The following is a 15,355-nucleotide window of genomic DNA, read 5'->3' as shown; positions in this document are numbered from 1 at the left end:
CTTATTGCCCTCGCTCATTGTTATTGTCGACTTCGCAAGAGACAGTTTTAAACTGATGGCTTATCTCTTTCCAATGTCCATTTATCAAGGCGACGGCTTGGATATTCTGACACCCAACGCCAATGCGATGCAGATAGAGCGAATCAACACCGAGCTCTGACACGGCATCCAGCTCTTTTATAACGGCTTCATCAAAATTCAAACTGTCGTGATAAACATCCATACCTCGGTAGGCACTCTTATCTATAAAAAAAGCAAACTGATAAAACAGCATGAGAAGAAGCGCGCTGACTACAATTCCGGCAATACGAGATTGATGACGAGCGATAAAGTGCTTCGCCTTGAACTGACGTGATTGTGGATCCTGTTGCTTTGATTGCCCAGCTTGTTGGTTCATGCCTGAAGGCTTGGACGGTGGCGCTGATGTTAACTCATCAACGATGGTGGTTTTCTCTGAAACGATGCCAGCTTTCTCTGAAAACGCAGCTTCAACATGCGCTTCAGCGGTAGGTGTTGGCATCGATAAATAACTACCGACCTGTTTCAAACCATTGAAGCTGTACCCTTCCTTTTGAACCGTTAAGATTTTGCAATCACACTCAAACGAATTTAATGCCGTGCGAATGTTCTTAACCGCGACATTAAGTGAACTGCCCGTCACAACCCTGCCCGGCCAGCAATGCTCAAGTAAAAAGTCTCGACCAACGGCTTTTGGGCTGTTCTTCACTAGATGCTCAAGGATCAGACCTTCTGAGGGGGATAAGGTGACCCGCTTACCAGATTCCGAATCAATGAGTGTGTTATTAATCAATTCGATGCCCGAAGCGTCTAAGGTGATTTTTTCATGGCTATTGGCGTTCATTTCGGCGAGGTGTTCATAAATAAAAAGGTCATCAAAAAAGTGTTTGTTTGGTCGAATTAATAGCAAACCATACATAGAAAAGAGTAGTGATAAGTTTAGCCAATAATTAAGCTAAATATAAGCTCGGCGAGTAACAATATAGGCTCAGTGAGTAACAATATAAAATAACAACAAGGTGAGTCAGTCACGTAAACTCACTCACCTTTGAACATAGCCAAGGTTTAACTCTAAACTGGTCATGGCCCTATATTAAAACCTCGTCGTTACGCAATCTGAAAACGAGGTCACAATTCTGTTCTAGCGAAATTAGAGTTCCAGTTTGAATCCAAGTTCACTGACCATAACTTCAGCGAAGCCTAGCTTTACTGCATTCAACTGATTAGCAACTTCGCGCGCTTGCTCTTCGTTTTTAGCCAATATTGCCATTGAATAGACTGGCCTGATCATCGCTTTTTGGTTTGGCTTCTCTTCTGCTATTTCTTGATGTTTTAAGTAAGCAGACGTAATCACACCTTGAGCACTCCAATCGACAACCATTTGCAAATCTTTGCTAATAACCTCATCGACAATGAATTGATTCTCAGGCTCTTTCCAAGCAAGTTCTACTGCGTAGTTTGTGAAAGCGACGTCCGTGTTTAACCACTTATTACCGATGTCTCTGATTTCAGTCACCTCTACAAGCTCTTTAAATTGGAATGGTAAGTTACCAATCAAGTCTCTAACGTGCTGCTCACTGTCCGCTTCAATCACAAACTTAATCATCGGAAACTTCTTATCCCCAATAAAGCTTTGTGATACGAACATATCGTGTACCAAGCCCGCATCAATCAGGTTGGCAAATGCTTTTTTCTGATGAGGCATTGCTTCAAATACGGCTTGGGCGTCATCGGTTTTCCAAGCCACTGACACGCCGTATGCCGCTGCATGGGCATGGGTTGAAAAAAGAATGGCTGAAAATAGAAAGCTAAAAATAGCTAAAAAGGTTCCTAGAGTTGTTTTCATTGTGGTGGCTTCCTAATTAGTCGCGAATAATTTCATACAAGTTAGGGTCAGCAGAAACCCCTTCAATTTTTAAAGGTGGTAATTCTTTTCTCATCGCCTGTATCGCATCATGGAAATGCTTTTTGCTTTCCCACTCTGCAACATTAATAAAACGGTATGTCGCATCCGAGCTTAACGAGCGGTGCAATTTGGTAGAGATATATCCTGGTTGCTTCACCAATACGTCTCGCGCATCTTCCCAATACGTTAACGTAGCGGCTTCATGGGCTGGCTCGACTGAAAAAGTGTTTATCAATACAACGGGTTGTGCCGAAACCAACGCACTTACGCTTAGCGCCCCCAGTGCCAATCCATACTTAATAATGTTCTTCATCCTATTCTCCTTGTTTTGGGTGAGCTAACGCTACCACCTAGCCCTACCCAATCAAGGTCGAGACCTGAGATTTAATATTAATTAAAAAGCTAAATTTCAAACGAATATTATTCACTCGTAAAATAAGCGATGTAGCCATTCACTATTGATAAACCACTTGTTGAAATTAGGTTTCTTGGAATAGTCATTGCCCTCAAATAACAGGCACAAAAAACCACCTAATAAGTAGGTGGCTCTTCATTTTAATGACTCACAAAATTCAGGCTAACTTTAAGTGTTTAACCTTTCAGTATTTAGCCAAGCGCCTCTCTGAAATACAAACTATTACAACATCGTCAGCGCAAGCTTTGCCAAGTTATAAGCGTCAACATAACCAGAGTGCTGACGACCTTCCCACTCAATGTTTTTCGCTTCTTGAGCAGCACGGTGACCAATACGTTTCTCTTTCAATCGATTCTGAACTCGATAAAGCGTGGCGATATTCAAGAACTCGCTGAACGGAGGTTCGATGCCTTTCTCAATACACTCTTTGTGTAAGATAAGGTCGTCGCGTCCCCACGCTGCATAGATTTTCTTTGGGCCACCGAAGTTCTTAATCATCGACTTGATAACAGACTCTAATGGGCGACCCTGTTTTTCGATTTTACGAGGGGTAATGCCCGTTAACTCGGCGCAAAATAGAGAGACTTCGTCTTTTTCGGGCTTAACGTAATATTGCGCGCGCTTCACGATGGTTCCAGATACAAGATCGATCTCAGCAAGACCAATTTCAATGATCTCCCCTGTTGTTCCTACACCGTCTTCGCTCCAACAGCACATTTCCAAATCGAAACACACCACTCGATTGTGATTCATACGTCGCCTAATTCTCTCGTCAAAAATTTCGTGAAATTGTACATGAGCCTAATAAAGAACTCGACCCCAGTTGCATCAAGTGCTCATTTAGCCTGCAATTGTGACTCGATTTCGGCCATTTGACTTACTTAGGTATAACATGCTGTCAGTTTTTTGAAGGAGCGCTTCAATGTCTTCATTAGTGCGGATGGTCGCCCCGATGCTTAGAGTGCAACTCAATAGCTGGCCAGAATGCTCGCAATGAGACTCACTCACCGTCTCTAAAATACATTCTAAATAGCGAGACAATGAGTCATGTTCAGTGATGCTCGAAATGATACCGAACTCATCCCCTCCCATCCGGAATAGGTTATCTCCAGACTTCAAGCTCACTGAGATAACCTTAATCACATGGATAAGTAACGCATCACCGGCTGGGTGCCCAAACTTATCATTGATCTCTTTAAACTTATCAACATCAAACACTATTAAGCTAAACGGCTTATCGCTTTGTATCGATTGACCAAGCATCTTATTAAAAGCTCGGCGATTATAAATTTCCGTTAAACTGTCATGATTGGCAAGAAAACGAAGTTCTTCTGTTCTTTCATCAATCATTCGATATAAGCGCTCTTTCTCTCTAATTTGCAGGTTCACAATATAAGCAAGCAGCAATGAGATAGTGGTACCAACTATGCCGATTCCCGCCAACACTAAGTAACCATTAAATGAAATACATGCATCTATCTTGAAGTCGATAATCCATTCACGGTTAGTTAATGTAATCGTCTTTGTAATGTGCTGCCCAGTTACCGCTTCATAACCATTGGTTTCGAACATTATCGGGGCATCTTCAGCTTCAAAACCGCTATCGGTAACACGCACATAAACGTCCATATCGCCGACAGTAGATGCCAGAAGTTTCTCAAAATAGTATGTGGTACGAACAACACCAATTACAACGCCGAGTAAGTTGTCACTCTCTCCCTCAAAGACAGGGTGATACACCAACATTCCGCTCTTAGGTGTGTTGCTGTCTAAACCGTCTTGCAACAGACGAACTTTGTCTGAAATATTCGCTTCACGTGTTTTTTTAATGTTATCAATGACCAGATTAAACCGCTCACGAGAAGAGTAAAAACCCAAAACACCGTTGTTCACTGGATCATTCGGATAAATATCTGTCGCGATAAATACGGGCTCGCCATCCAAGACATAACCATAAGTTTTTGGCCCATGTTTAGGGATAGTAAACATTCTATAGGATGGGTATTGAGCTTTCATTTTGGCGGTGTGCTCGGCAAGATCTTCTACCGCTACTTTTTGCATCCACTGCAATCCGATCAGGCTTTTCGAGCCGTTAATCGTTTGCTGAGCAAAACGATCAAATCTATCCCGACTATCGACATCATTAGAATAGAAAAAATTCGCACCGGAACCGATATAAGCAACATCGTTATCAATAAACGCTTTTAAACTGAGCGTTTGATGCTGAGCAAAGCTATCCAGATTCTCATTCAAAGACCTATTTTGATTCGCCGCAACCAAAACAAAACACAACACCGTCATCAAAAATGTGGCAAAAAAGACAACTAACGGCAAAGTTCGTTTCTTCAACCCTGTTATGGGGTCGGTAGTGTGGGGCATACAGCTTCCCATATGATGTTATTTTGAGTCGAAAGTATACACTGCCGGAATGCTAGGCTCTATTTATCTTTGACTCTCACAATGGAATAAAACTAACACTATTTACAACCCATGGACATTTACGGCTAATAAACCAACAAATCTCGATTAACTTTCAAGCTAACTCACCAAAAAGCCAGTTTATTGAAAACATTAAATAAAGCCCTTAAGCCTTGAATATGCTAGTATCCACACATATTTATAGCTTGAAAGTGACCATTTCGGCCTTATGCCACTGAGTTTCTTTCCAACCTGTATATTCCTTTAAACCGACGAATATACCGTTAAATCAATTTTAAAGAGAAATCACTATGATCGTTGATTTGAACCTAATCCCACAAACGTTTGATATGCTTCACGCAGGCCTAACTGCATCAAGCGTTTTACTACTGCTAATTGCCGTTTCTCGTAAAACCAAAGTGGTTGAGAAAGTCGTAGAAAAACCAGTAGAAAAGATCGTTGAAGTTGAAAAGCCAGTTGAGAAAATTGTCGAAGTAGAGAAAGTTGTTGAAGTTGAACGTGTGATCGAAAAAGTAGTAGAAGTTGAATCTAAGCTGGCAACAGCACCAACAGATTCTGCAATGCAGCTACTGTCTATCATGCAGCAAGAAGCTCGTTTAATTGACTTCCTAAAAGAAGACCTAACATCATTCTCTGATGAAGAAGTTGGTGCAGCAGCACGTGTTATTCACACTGGCGGTAAAAAAGTACTAGCAGACTACGTAACGCTTTCTCACATCCGCACTGAAGATGAAGAAACACGTATCACGGTTGTTGAAGGCTTCAACCCACAAGAAATTCGCCTAACTGGCAATGTAACGGGTAACGCACCGTTCAACGGCACATTGGTTCACAAAGGTTGGAAAGCAACTGACATGAACCTGCCTAAGCTTGCTGAAAACTACGATGCATCTGTAATTGCACCGGCAGAGGTAGAGCTATAATGGAACACCAAACTCAGCCATCATCGCACGAGTCTTCTTCTCAAGAACATACGCCGCAGATGCATTCACAAGAGCTATCTTCTCAAGAGCAACATCAGGCGCCTAAGTTCAGTGTTGGTATCGATTTAGGTACAACACACTGCGTTTTGTCTTTCATCGACACAACAAATGAAGACGCTCGCGTTGAGGTGATGCCAATCCCTCAATTGACGGCGCCAGGTACAGTAGAAACTCGCAGCCAACTTGGCTCGTTCCTATACCAGCCGCACGAACATGAAATGAATGCGGGCTCTCGCGTTCTACCTTGGTCTTCTGAACCTAAAGCGCTAGTCGGTGCGATTGCTCGTAACCTAGGTTCGAAAACCCCTATCCGTTTGGTAGCAAGTGCAAAATCTTGGCTATGCCACGGTGGTGTTAACCGTCGCGATGCGTTCCTTCCTGCAGGCAGCCCTGAAGAAGTTGAAAAGGTATCTCCGCTTAAGACCACTGAGTTGTACCTTGAGCACCTTAAAGATGCTTGGAACCACGCTAACCCAGAACACAAACTGGCAAACCAAGATGTAACGATCACGGTTCCTGCTTCGTTTGATCCTGCGGCTCGTGACCTAACAGCAGAAGCTGCACGTAATGTTGGCTTCACTCACCTGACACTTCTTGAAGAGCCACAAGCGGCTCTTTACAGCTGGATTGATAACAGCAACGACACATGGCGTGATGAAGTAAACGTTGGTGACATCGTTCTTGTTGTCGATATCGGTGGTGGTACGACTGACCTTTCGTTGGTTGAAGTAACACAAGATGAAGGCAACCTAAGCCTGAACCGTATCGCAGTAGGTGAACATATCCTACTGGGCGGCGACAACATGGACTTAGCTCTGGCTTACCGTCTGAAGATGAAACTGGCTCAAGAAGGTAAAGAACTGGCTCCTTGGCAGGTTCAAGCAATGACTCACGCGTGTCGTGATGCGAAAGAAGCACTGCTTAACGATGCTGAGCTTCAATCTGTGCCAATCGTTGTTCCAAGCCGTGGTTCTAAACTACTGGGCGCAACACTGAAAACAGATCTGACTCAGCAAGAAGTACAACAAACATTGGTTGATGGCTTCTTCCCGAAAGTAGCGGTGACTGAGCACCCAGTACAAAAGACGCGTGGCGCATTGACTCAAATGGGTCTGCCTTACGCTCAAGACGCAGGTATTACTCGTCACATTGCAGCATTCCTTTCTAAGCAAGCGAACGCGCTTTCTGGAAATAGTGAAACCGCTCAGCAAGATTTCAACCCGTTTGCAAACATGCCCGGTATGCCCGGTACAGAAGCGCAAGGGTCAGAAGCGCCAGCGGCAGACTTCATCAAACCAACAGCGGTACTGTTCAATGGTGGCGTTCTAAAATCTAACCTACTTGCTGATCGTCTTTCAGACACGATCAATGAATGGCTAATTAATGCCGACGCTGAATTTGCTAAACAACTTTCAGGTTTAGACTTAGACCTAGCGGTTGCAAGTGGCGCTTCTTACTACGGCGCAGTTCGTCGTGGCCAAGGCGTTCGTATCCGTGGTGGTATCGCATCTTCTTACTACGTTGGAATTGAAAGCGCGATGCCAGCTATCCCTGGTATGGCGCCTCCAATGGAAGCACTGTGTGTTGCACCATTTGGTATGGAAGAAGGTTCAAGCGTACAAGTGCCTAGCCAAGAGTTCGGTCTAGTGATTGGTCAGCCAGTTCACTTCCAATTCTTCGGTTCAACCACTCGTCGTGAAGACCAAGCGGGTACGCACCTTGATCACTGGGCTCCAGAAGATCTGGATGAGCTTCCTGAAATCCAAGTGACACTGCCTGTTTCTGAAGGTCGTCGCGAAGGTGAAGTTGTTCCCGTGACTTTGGCGTCTCGTGTTACTGAATTAGGCACGTTATACCTAGAAGCGATTGCCACTGACAATGGTCAGAAGTGGCATGTTGAGTTCGACGTTCGTGAAGACTCGAATAACGACTCAAACGTAGAAGCATAATGAATCAACGGCACCTTAACGGGTGCCGTTACTTTATCAATGCGATTCCCTAGCCCTGTATTAAAAGCATTCCAAAGACAATAATAAGACCAAGATTATCCATTAACTGGTCATCACTTTGGCAGAATAAGGTTTTGTATGGCATCTCCTCGTTTTTTAGTCGGCATTGACTTAGGCACAACCAATACTGTTGTCGCTTACTGTGAAATCAACGACGACCTACAACATGCTCCCGTTTCTCTTTTCGATATTGACCAACTCATCGGCCCCGGTGAAGTGGTTCGCAAGCCCCTACTTCCATCATTTCGTTATCATCCCGCACAAGGTCAGATCTCCCCTTCCGATCTCACCATGCCTTGGGAACCGAGCTTAGTTGAAGGCGATATTCAAAATGTCATCGTAGGCGAATGGGCACGAGAATTAGGTGCTAAGGTTGAAGGTCGCCAAGTATCGAGTGCTAAAAGCTGGTTATCTCACCAAGCGGTTGATCGTAACTCCGACATTCTGCCGTGGGCAGGCGCAACTGACGTCGATAAGGTGTCTCCTGTTGTCGCAAGCGCAAGCTACCTCAACCACATCCGCCAAGCATGGAACTACCGCAACCCAAGCAATAAGCTGGAAGACCAAGACGTTGTAGTCACCGTTCCCGCTTCATTCGATGAGACAGCACGTAAGCTGACACTCGAAGCGGCAGCACTTGCTGGCTTAGGTAAGATTCTGTTACTCGAAGAGCCGCAAGCCGTTTGTTATGACTGGTATGCACGTCATCAACAAACCGCAGCCGATGAGCTTCAACAGATCCCGCTGATTCTAGTGTGTGATGTCGGCGGTGGTACCACCGATTTAAGTTTGATCGAAGCAAGCTTCAACTCAAACAATGGCGATGACCAAGAACTCGCACTCGACCGTATCGGCGTTGGTGAACACTTAATGCTCGGTGGTGATAACCTAGATTTAGCCCTTGCCCACCTTGCAGAGCAACGCTTCAATCAAAACAAAAAACTGAATGCTTCGAGCCTAACCAAACTGATTCAACAGACTCGCGCCGCAAAAGAGAGCCTACTTTCTGCTAACGCGCCAGACGATGTAAAGATCACCATGCTGGGCAGCGGTTCAAAGCTACTTGGCGGTACCAAGAGTATTGGTTTAACCAAGCAAGAAGTTCATCAGATTGCACTAGAAGGTTTCTTCCCGCTTTCTGAGTTTACGGAAGTACCCGACAAACGCCGCAGCGCGGTGGTAGAGTTCGGCCTACCCTACGCAGCAGATCCTGCGGTAAGTAAGCACGTTGCCGAATTCCTAGCGACACATCAGCAAGTATCTAAAGCCGCATTGGAAAAGTCAAGCTCTGTTGATTTTGACGATACCAAACCTGCAATTCCTGTTGGTGTGCTACTCAATGGTGGTGTGTTCAACAGCGAACTGGTAACAGAGCGAATTACTCAGCTACTGGGCAACTGGAACGGTTCTCCTATCACAGTGCTTGATAACCCTCATCCAGATTGGTCTGTTGCCCTTGGCGCGGTTGCCTTTGGTAAAGCACGCCGCGGTGCACAGCTGAAAATCGGTGGCGGTGCTGCCCGTTCTTACTTCTTGCATCTGCAAGAGAAAAACAAGATGGGTAAAGCGCTTTGTCTGCTTGCCAAAGGAACCGAAGAAGGCCAAGAGATACGCTTGAACAGCCGTCGTTTCTCGCTGACTTTAGGTGAGCCAGTACGATTTAATCTTCTGACTTCAACACACGATCAAATTGCTCATGACACCGCTATTCAAAATGGTGTGATGGTCAATGTCGACGCTGACTTGTTCTCCCCTCTTCCGCCGTACATTTCTACACTGGAAGGTTCAGGTACTGCAGAGCTCCAAGCCAACCAAAAAGAACGCGTCGAAGTATTGCTCGCGTGTCAATTAACAGAAGTCGGCACACTGAAAATGGAGTGTGTGAGTACAGAAGATGACTCTAAACGTTGGTTGCTCGAATTTGAAGTAAGAAACAAGCAAGGTGATGAGTCTGCTACCGCTAAACTTCACCCAAGACTGGATGAATGTAAGGAATTGATTTCTCGTCTGTACAGCGGCAACAAGAAGAGTGCAGAATCAAAAGAGATCAAAACACTATCGAAAGATCTTGAGAAGCGACTTGGTAAGCGCGATGAATGGGACTTCACGACCCTTCGCCATCTGTTTGATACCTTTTCATTAGGTCGTAAACGTCGCCGTCGTTCAGAAGCACACGAGAAGAACTGGCTGCGTTTGGCGGGTTACTCGCTGCGTCCAGGCTTTGGCGATCCGACTGACTCATGGCGTATCGAACAAATTTGGGGCCTTTACCAACAAAACATTCAATTCCAGAACCACCAAGGTTGGACGGACTGGTGGGTATTCTGGCGTCGTGTTGCCGGTGGATTAAACCAAGAGCAGCAAGAGAGTATCTTAGCTGACATCGCTAAATACCTTCATCCAGGGGCAATGAAAAACCCTAAGACAGCCAAAGATGCACAAGACAATGGCTATGAAGCCATGGTTCGTTTGGCGGCGTCACTTGAGCAACTTGAAGTGGAAGACAAAGTTCTGCTGGCAAGCTGGTTCTTGAGCAAAGCGATTAACCATAACCAATTTGAACAGGCTCACTGGTGGGCGCTAGGTCGATTAGCATCAAGAACGCCTTTGTATGGCAGCCAACACAACGTAATTCCTAGAGAGCAAGCTGAACAGTGGTTACCAAAACTGCTTGAACAGAACTGGCAGAAAGAGCAGATGATCGCCTTCGCTGCTGTAATGATTTGTCGTAAAACCGGTGACCGTCAATTTGATATCTCTGACGACTATCGTAATCAAGTGATTGAGAAGCTAAAGCAAAGCAAGGTACCTGATTCATGGCTAACGCTAGTGAGTGAAGTGACTGAACTTTCTGAGAGCGAGTCTAAGCGCGTATTTGGTGATGCATTACCAAGCGGGTTAAGCCTGATTAATAACTAGTTTCAGGCCTCATTAGATTGGAGCGCTAACTAGTAAAGAAAAAGCCACTTTCGATTCGTTGAAAGTGGCTTTTTTATTGGTGGCTTAAGGCTGGTATGTTTAGTCGACTTATCGCTTCTTGGTTAAGAGCCTTAGCCGTATTGCTGTTCATCATTGTTAATGTTTCGTTCCTGTTGGGTTGATAGGAAAATCCGTATTTTCATAAATATCAGATAACTTTTTCGGTTTCTTGTCTTTAGCTCCTTTGTTCGATTGATTATGAGTTTCGCTTAAAAGCCATTCCTCATGCATTTTTGCTGAATCCAAAAACTCTGGATCTTCCATTGCTTCCTTGCGAAGTTTATTTACACGTTCGAGAGTGTCCCAAATCATAATACTTCACCTCCACTAAGGCAGTAATATAAAGATAGCTCAACCCCATAAAACTTCAACTAAGCCAATGAGATAGCGATCTCAATTTCGAAAATTAACTGCTCTATGTCAGTAAAAATAGTCATCATACACTGGGCTGAAATAGTCGCTTCCTTCCGATGATCTTCGAAGATCATTAGGCATAAAAAAAGCGAGCTCAATGCTCGCTTTTTGTCTGTCTATCTGTTGATCGGATCGTCAATACTCGCTCGATTAAATCACACCGAACTTAAGCACGGTTACCAATTTTAACGGTACCATTTGTAGCAAACCAAAGTGCTTCTGAACGACGGCGGCCTAGTAGAATCGGGCCATCATCGTAGAACAAAAAGTTCTTCCAGTGTTTCTTAAAAACTGACCATTTGGTTTCTAAAACATTGTATTTTTCGTAACAAAAATAAACAGTTACGTCATCTTGCCAATCAATGAAGTTTAGAATTTCTTCCGGCATTTCAGGCTCATCCGCTTCCCAATTTGCCATCCAGCTGATCTCTTCATTCCAGTTCGATGCTTTGCTTGGCCAGTCTTGCGAACTTAGTCTTTCCGCATCAGGGCTTTGAGGGCTCACGTTCTCTTTCCAAAACTGAGATGCTCTCGCCTGTGTCATTGGTTTAATCTTTTCCAAATCCTCTGCCGGCAGCGGCATTGACTGGTGAGTGAAAATCCATTTTCTTTGGTATTCGTCCAAAGTTGTGTATGACATCAAAATTCCTCAAATATCTTCTCAGGCTGATGGATCTACCATGCCTATATGTTCTTTTTGATACAGCGGCGACTAGAGATCGCTTGATATTCGCTGCCTTTAAATTCGTTACTTGTTCTTACGCCTAGATACTATTTAGTCTAGACATTGCGTTTGTCTTCCCAGTTAGGGTTAACTAACGCGGTCAGTATATGGTCTTCCCATTTACCGTTAATCTGTAAGTAATCTTTGGCGAAGCCTTCTCGAACAAAGCCAAGATGTTCCAATACACCCGCACTGCGTTCATTGTGAGGCATGTAGCCCGCCATTAAGCGGTGCATATTCTGCACATCAAACATGTAGTCTTTTGCCATGCTCAAGCCTCTGCGCATGTAACCGTGGCCCTGTGCACTTTGACTCAATGAGTAACCTACATTACAGGCGTAGAACGGGAAACGAGACAAATTACTGAACGATATTGTGCCTAGCATCTCGTTAGAGTCAGCGTTAATCAATAAACAGTAGTAGCCTAGCCCCATTTTATGAAGCTCGTTTAACTTGATCAGTCGCTGCGCCCAACTCGCTCTATCAAAGAACGCGTCTTCGCGAATCGGTTCCCAAGGTTTCAGGTACTCTCTGTTAACCTGAAAGTACTCACTGATCATCGCTGCGTCATCTATTTCAGCCGTTCTCAGAATCAGGTTACCGTCACGCTTATAAATGCGCTCCGGTGTACTCAAATCTTCCATAATCTTGTTCTTATTCGATCAGTTCTTTCTAATACCGTAATCACGAAGCTTATTCGCAATTGAGGTGTGAGATACATTCAAACGTTTTGCAAGCTTACGGCTTGATGGGAAAGACTGGTAGAGCTTCTCTAGAATCTGAGATTCATAGTCTTTCATGATCTCATCCAGCGAGCCGTCTAAGCTCAAGTTCGCCATTCCAGCAGTCATGGTTTCAAGCTGTGGCAGGTGGAATTGCTCAACCGTTAACGTATCTGAATCCAACTCTGTTAGAGCACGTAGAACCATATTGTCTAACTGACGAATGTTGCCCGGCCATTGGTAGTTACCTAATTGGTCGATTAGTTCTTGAGTCAGCTTTGGTTTCAACATGCCTAATTGCTGTGCGTACTTTGCAACGAATAGCTCCAGTAATGGGGCAACATCGTTTGAACGTTCACGCAAAGCAGGAATCGATAAAGTCAGCACGTTCAAGCGGTAGAACAGATCTTCACGGAACGAGCCCGAGTCGGCTAATTCAGAAAGACGATGGCGCGTTGATGCGATAATACGAACATCCGCGTGCATCTCTTCTTCTTCACCAACACGACGGAATGAACCATCTTGTAGGAAACGCAGCAGTTTGATTTGTAGATGCGGGCTCATCTCGCCAATTTCATCTAAAAATACGGTACCGCCATTCGCTTGTTCGAAAATGCCTTTATGACCTTGTTCATGGTTAAATGAACCCGGTGCATGACCAAACAATTCCGTCTCCGCTACGTCATCAGGCATCGATGCACAGCTTAGAATCAAGAATGGGAATGACGCTCGGTTCGAACGGTTATGACACGCTTTAGCCAGCATCTCTTTACCCGTACCTGTATCCCCTTCAATAAGCAGAGGTTGATCCAGCATAGCCAGTTTCTTAGCTTGGCTGATCAAGGCTTTATGGCGATTAGAGACACCAACAAAGTGTTCAAAACCTAGGTTATTCTGTTCAGGGATTGCGTCTGGCGTGTTCATCTCTTGGTTGCAAGAACGAATTGTCATTACCGCGCTAGCCAGTACCGCTTCGTTCACATCACCACCAAGGTAAATCGGCAGGATCTCAATAGAGAAATCTAAACCATCTAACACCACAACTTCACGATGGCGTGTTACATCGCCTTCAATCCAACGAGCGAAGTTAAAGCTAGGAACGAACGTCGCTAGCGGCTCACCGATCACTTCGTCTTCTTGCTTGTTAAAGAGGTTCAATGCAGCGTGGTTTGCCATATCGATTGAGCCTTTAAGGTCAATCGCTATCACAGGGTCAGGTAGGTTTGCCAGCAGAGCAATCAACTCTGTGTTATGCCTTTCGCTTGGCATAAATTGGATTTTACGTACATCCTTCACACCTGAAATTCGGCGAATTTCAGCCATAAGTTCACTAAAAGCATCAAAATTAATATCAGGGCAGTTTAAGTAAATAATGCCTTTAACATCAATTTCGATTCCTCTTAAATCAATGCTTTTTGAGGCCAAGATATCGAGCAACTCACGCGTTAAGCCGAGTCTGTCTTCACACAATACTTCAAGACGCACAAATAGTCCTATTATAGGTGTCAGGATAAGTTGACAGTAGTGTGGATTAAGCTCTGAGTTCAGTCAAGAAGAAGAGTAAACATATGTTTACTCTTCACTCGCAAACGACTCAATGTCATACACTTTGTTGATCAGTAGCTCGCTTTGTTGGTCAGTAGCTCGCTTTGTTTAAGCGTGATGCGCTTTATTGATAAGCAACTCACTCTATTTAAGCGTAATGCGCTTTATTTCAGAAAGGACGGCTTTACGAAGATCTGATATTTTTACTTTTCGCTCATTATGCCAAGGCATAGGGCGCAGCAATGTCATGGCTTTTAAACCCAGTCTCGCAGTGAGAATACCGACACCGAGCCCCTGTCCTGCTCGAGCTGAAACCTTGCCTGCAAGATCCATCGAGACGAGGTCCATACTCGCGTCTATCGCAAGTTCACTGGCACCCGCAGCTGCCATGTTGATTAACACCAGTTTAAATAGCTTAATACGAGACCAGTAGCCAAGCTCAATGCCATACACATCAGCAAGCTTGTCTATCATGGTGAAATTGCGCCACGCCACCAGCAACATATCGGCAGCCGCCAATGGGCTCACAGCAACCAAAGCGGCCGATTCGGTCGAGAATTTAGTGACAATTTGAGTCGCCACTTTATCTTGTTGGGCAACAACGAGTGCATCATACATATCCAAGACTTCAGCATCGCTGTGCGCAGGGTTAATGCTGTTTCGCCATTTATCATAAGCGGGTGATTCAGCGACAATACCGCCCTGCTTCGCAATGTGTTCACAGAACGCTTTGCCTTTACCGACACTCTGGCTTTGCAGTAGCTCTTCACTCTGCTCTTGGACACTGAAATGGTCTTTCAATGAGCGTAGCTTCCACAGCTCTTTGCCTATTGCGCCTAAACCTAATGAAGCAATGGCAGCGATAAAGCCAGCCCAGCCTAAAGCTAGCCAGTCAGCGGTTTGAATCGCGGTAATGACAGAGTCAATCGCCTGCCAGCCCACCAGACCAGAGAAAGCGACAAGTAAGCCCGTTCCAAACCACTTCTTCTTTTTGCTCGGTCGAATCACTTGCTCCAATTGCTGCTCAGCTTCACCATCAAGATCGGCTTCCACTTGCGGTGCGACAGGAACAAATTTCTCTTGCTCTGTGAACAGTTGTTGAGCGCCTAAACCCGGGCTCACTTCGCTCTTGTCTTGCTCATCAAAAGAGGTCTTCAACGGTTCATTAAAGACCTGCTTTGTTTTTAATTCACTCATTTTG

At 44.7% G+C, this 15,355-nt stretch carries 13 protein-coding genes; 3 read left to right on the top strand and 10 right to left on the bottom strand.

Annotated features, from left to right (window positions below; translation table 11 throughout):
* Position 1: 1 nt before the first annotated feature.
* From L3V36_RS01455 to L3V36_RS01435, 5 genes are all read right to left on the bottom strand, one after another.
* Entirely contained in the window at positions 2 to 937 is a 936-nt protein-coding gene (locus tag L3V36_RS01455; RefSeq protein WP_208774095.1) for a helix-turn-helix domain-containing protein, read from the bottom strand.
* Positions 938 to 1,168: 231 nt separating this feature from the next.
* The gene (locus L3V36_RS01450) at positions 1,169 to 1,864 is read right to left on the bottom strand and encodes a hypothetical protein (protein ID WP_004734745.1); all 696 of its coding nucleotides are present in this window, start codon (positions 1,862 to 1,864) and stop codon (positions 1,169 to 1,171) included.
* Between the two features lie 16 nt (positions 1,865 to 1,880).
* Positions 1,881 to 2,237 carry an antibiotic biosynthesis monooxygenase family protein gene (locus tag L3V36_RS01445; protein WP_004734744.1) on the bottom strand — a complete coding sequence of 119 codons (357 nt, stop codon included), beginning with the start codon at positions 2,235 to 2,237 and terminating at the stop codon, positions 1,881 to 1,883.
* Between the two features lie 324 nt (positions 2,238 to 2,561).
* Positions 2,562 to 3,092: a 3'-5' exonuclease gene (locus L3V36_RS01440; protein WP_004734743.1), complete on the bottom strand. Its 531-nt coding sequence runs from the start codon at positions 3,090 to 3,092 to the stop codon at positions 2,562 to 2,564.
* Positions 3,093 to 3,179: 87 nt separating this feature from the next.
* Positions 3,180 to 4,718 carry a sensor domain-containing diguanylate cyclase gene (locus tag L3V36_RS01435; protein ID WP_208774093.1) on the bottom strand — a complete coding sequence of 513 codons (1,539 nt, stop codon included), beginning with the start codon at positions 4,716 to 4,718 and terminating at the stop codon, positions 3,180 to 3,182.
* Positions 4,719 to 5,068: 350 nt separating this feature from the next.
* Here L3V36_RS01435 and L3V36_RS01430 point away from each other — a divergent pair, with 350 nt between their 5' ends.
* From L3V36_RS01430 to L3V36_RS01420, 3 genes are all read left to right on the top strand, one after another.
* Positions 5,069 to 5,701: a DUF2760 domain-containing protein gene (locus tag L3V36_RS01430; protein ID WP_004734741.1), complete on the top strand. Its 633-nt coding sequence runs from the start codon at positions 5,069 to 5,071 to the stop codon at positions 5,699 to 5,701.
* Positions 5,701 to 7,710: an Hsp70 family protein gene (locus L3V36_RS01425; RefSeq protein ID WP_208774090.1), complete on the top strand. Its 2,010-nt coding sequence runs from the start codon at positions 5,701 to 5,703 to the stop codon at positions 7,708 to 7,710. Before L3V36_RS01430 ends, L3V36_RS01425 begins: the two co-directional genes overlap by 1 nt.
* Positions 7,711 to 7,848: 138 nt before the next feature.
* Positions 7,849 to 10,689, top strand: coding sequence for an Hsp70 family protein (locus L3V36_RS01420; protein ID WP_208774087.1), 2,841 nt, complete (start codon positions 7,849 to 7,851; stop codon positions 10,687 to 10,689).
* Positions 10,690 to 10,845: 156 nt separating this feature from the next.
* Here the strand turns inward: L3V36_RS01420 and L3V36_RS01415 are convergent, their stop codons facing one another.
* The 5 genes from L3V36_RS01415 to L3V36_RS01395 all read right to left on the bottom strand — a co-directional run bounded on the left by L3V36_RS01415 (position 10,846) and on the right by L3V36_RS01395 (position 15,351).
* Positions 10,846 to 11,061 carry a hypothetical protein gene (locus L3V36_RS01415; protein WP_065681265.1) on the bottom strand — a complete coding sequence of 72 codons (216 nt, stop codon included), beginning with the start codon at positions 11,059 to 11,061 and terminating at the stop codon, positions 10,846 to 10,848.
* Between the two features lie 268 nt (positions 11,062 to 11,329).
* Positions 11,330 to 11,803: a DUF2947 domain-containing protein gene (locus tag L3V36_RS01410; RefSeq protein WP_004734736.1), complete on the bottom strand. Its 474-nt coding sequence runs from the start codon at positions 11,801 to 11,803 to the stop codon at positions 11,330 to 11,332.
* Positions 11,804 to 11,943: 140 nt separating this feature from the next.
* Entirely contained in the window at positions 11,944 to 12,531 is a 588-nt protein-coding gene (rimJ, locus tag L3V36_RS01405; RefSeq protein ID WP_017091026.1) for a ribosomal protein S5-alanine N-acetyltransferase, read from the bottom strand.
* Positions 12,532 to 12,549: 18 nt separating this feature from the next.
* The gene (gene tyrR / locus L3V36_RS01400) at positions 12,550 to 14,094 is read right to left on the bottom strand and encodes a transcriptional regulator TyrR (RefSeq protein ID WP_017077872.1); all 1,545 of its coding nucleotides are present in this window, start codon (positions 14,092 to 14,094) and stop codon (positions 12,550 to 12,552) included.
* A 204-nt stretch (positions 14,095 to 14,298) separates the two neighbouring features.
* Positions 14,299 to 15,351 carry a TIGR01620 family protein gene (locus tag L3V36_RS01395; protein WP_208774084.1) on the bottom strand — a complete coding sequence of 351 codons (1,053 nt, stop codon included), beginning with the start codon at positions 15,349 to 15,351 and terminating at the stop codon, positions 14,299 to 14,301.
* Between the last annotated feature and the right edge of the window lie 4 nt (positions 15,352 to 15,355).

The organism is Vibrio sp. G-C-1, from assembly GCF_021728015.1.
GTDB classification, from domain to species: domain Bacteria; phylum Pseudomonadota; class Gammaproteobacteria; order Enterobacterales; family Vibrionaceae; genus Vibrio; species Vibrio splendidus.
The sequence above is the reverse complement of the archived record's forward strand: the minus strand, read 5'-3'. Positions and strand labels throughout refer to the sequence as shown.

Coding starts and splice junctions, on each gene's coding strand:
- L3V36_RS01455 (WP_208774095.1), bottom strand. CDS start 937: ATGTATGGTTTGCTATTAATTCGACCAAACAAACACTTTTTTGATGAC.
- L3V36_RS01450 (WP_004734745.1), bottom strand. CDS start 1,864: ATGAAAACAACTCTAGGAACCTTTTTAGCTATTTTTAGCTTTCTATTT.
- L3V36_RS01445 (WP_004734744.1), bottom strand. CDS start 2,237: ATGAAGAACATTATTAAGTATGGATTGGCACTGGGGGCGCTAAGCGTA.
- L3V36_RS01440 (WP_004734743.1), bottom strand. CDS start 3,092: ATGAATCACAATCGAGTGGTGTGTTTCGATTTGGAAATGTGCTGTTGG.
- L3V36_RS01435 (WP_208774093.1), bottom strand. CDS start 4,718: ATGCCCCACACTACCGACCCCATAACAGGGTTGAAGAAACGAACTTTG.
- L3V36_RS01430 (WP_004734741.1), top strand. CDS start 5,069: ATGATCGTTGATTTGAACCTAATCCCACAAACGTTTGATATGCTTCAC.
- L3V36_RS01425 (WP_208774090.1), top strand. CDS start 5,701: ATGGAACACCAAACTCAGCCATCATCGCACGAGTCTTCTTCTCAAGAA.
- L3V36_RS01420 (WP_208774087.1), top strand. CDS start 7,849: ATGGCATCTCCTCGTTTTTTAGTCGGCATTGACTTAGGCACAACCAAT.
- L3V36_RS01415 (WP_065681265.1), bottom strand. CDS start 11,061: ATGATTTGGGACACTCTCGAACGTGTAAATAAACTTCGCAAGGAAGCA.
- L3V36_RS01410 (WP_004734736.1), bottom strand. CDS start 11,803: ATGTCATACACAACTTTGGACGAATACCAAAGAAAATGGATTTTCACT.
- rimJ (WP_017091026.1), bottom strand. CDS start 12,531: ATGGAAGATTTGAGTACACCGGAGCGCATTTATAAGCGTGACGGTAAC.
- L3V36_RS01395 (WP_208774084.1), bottom strand. CDS start 15,351: ATGAGTGAATTAAAAACAAAGCAGGTCTTTAATGAACCGTTGAAGACC.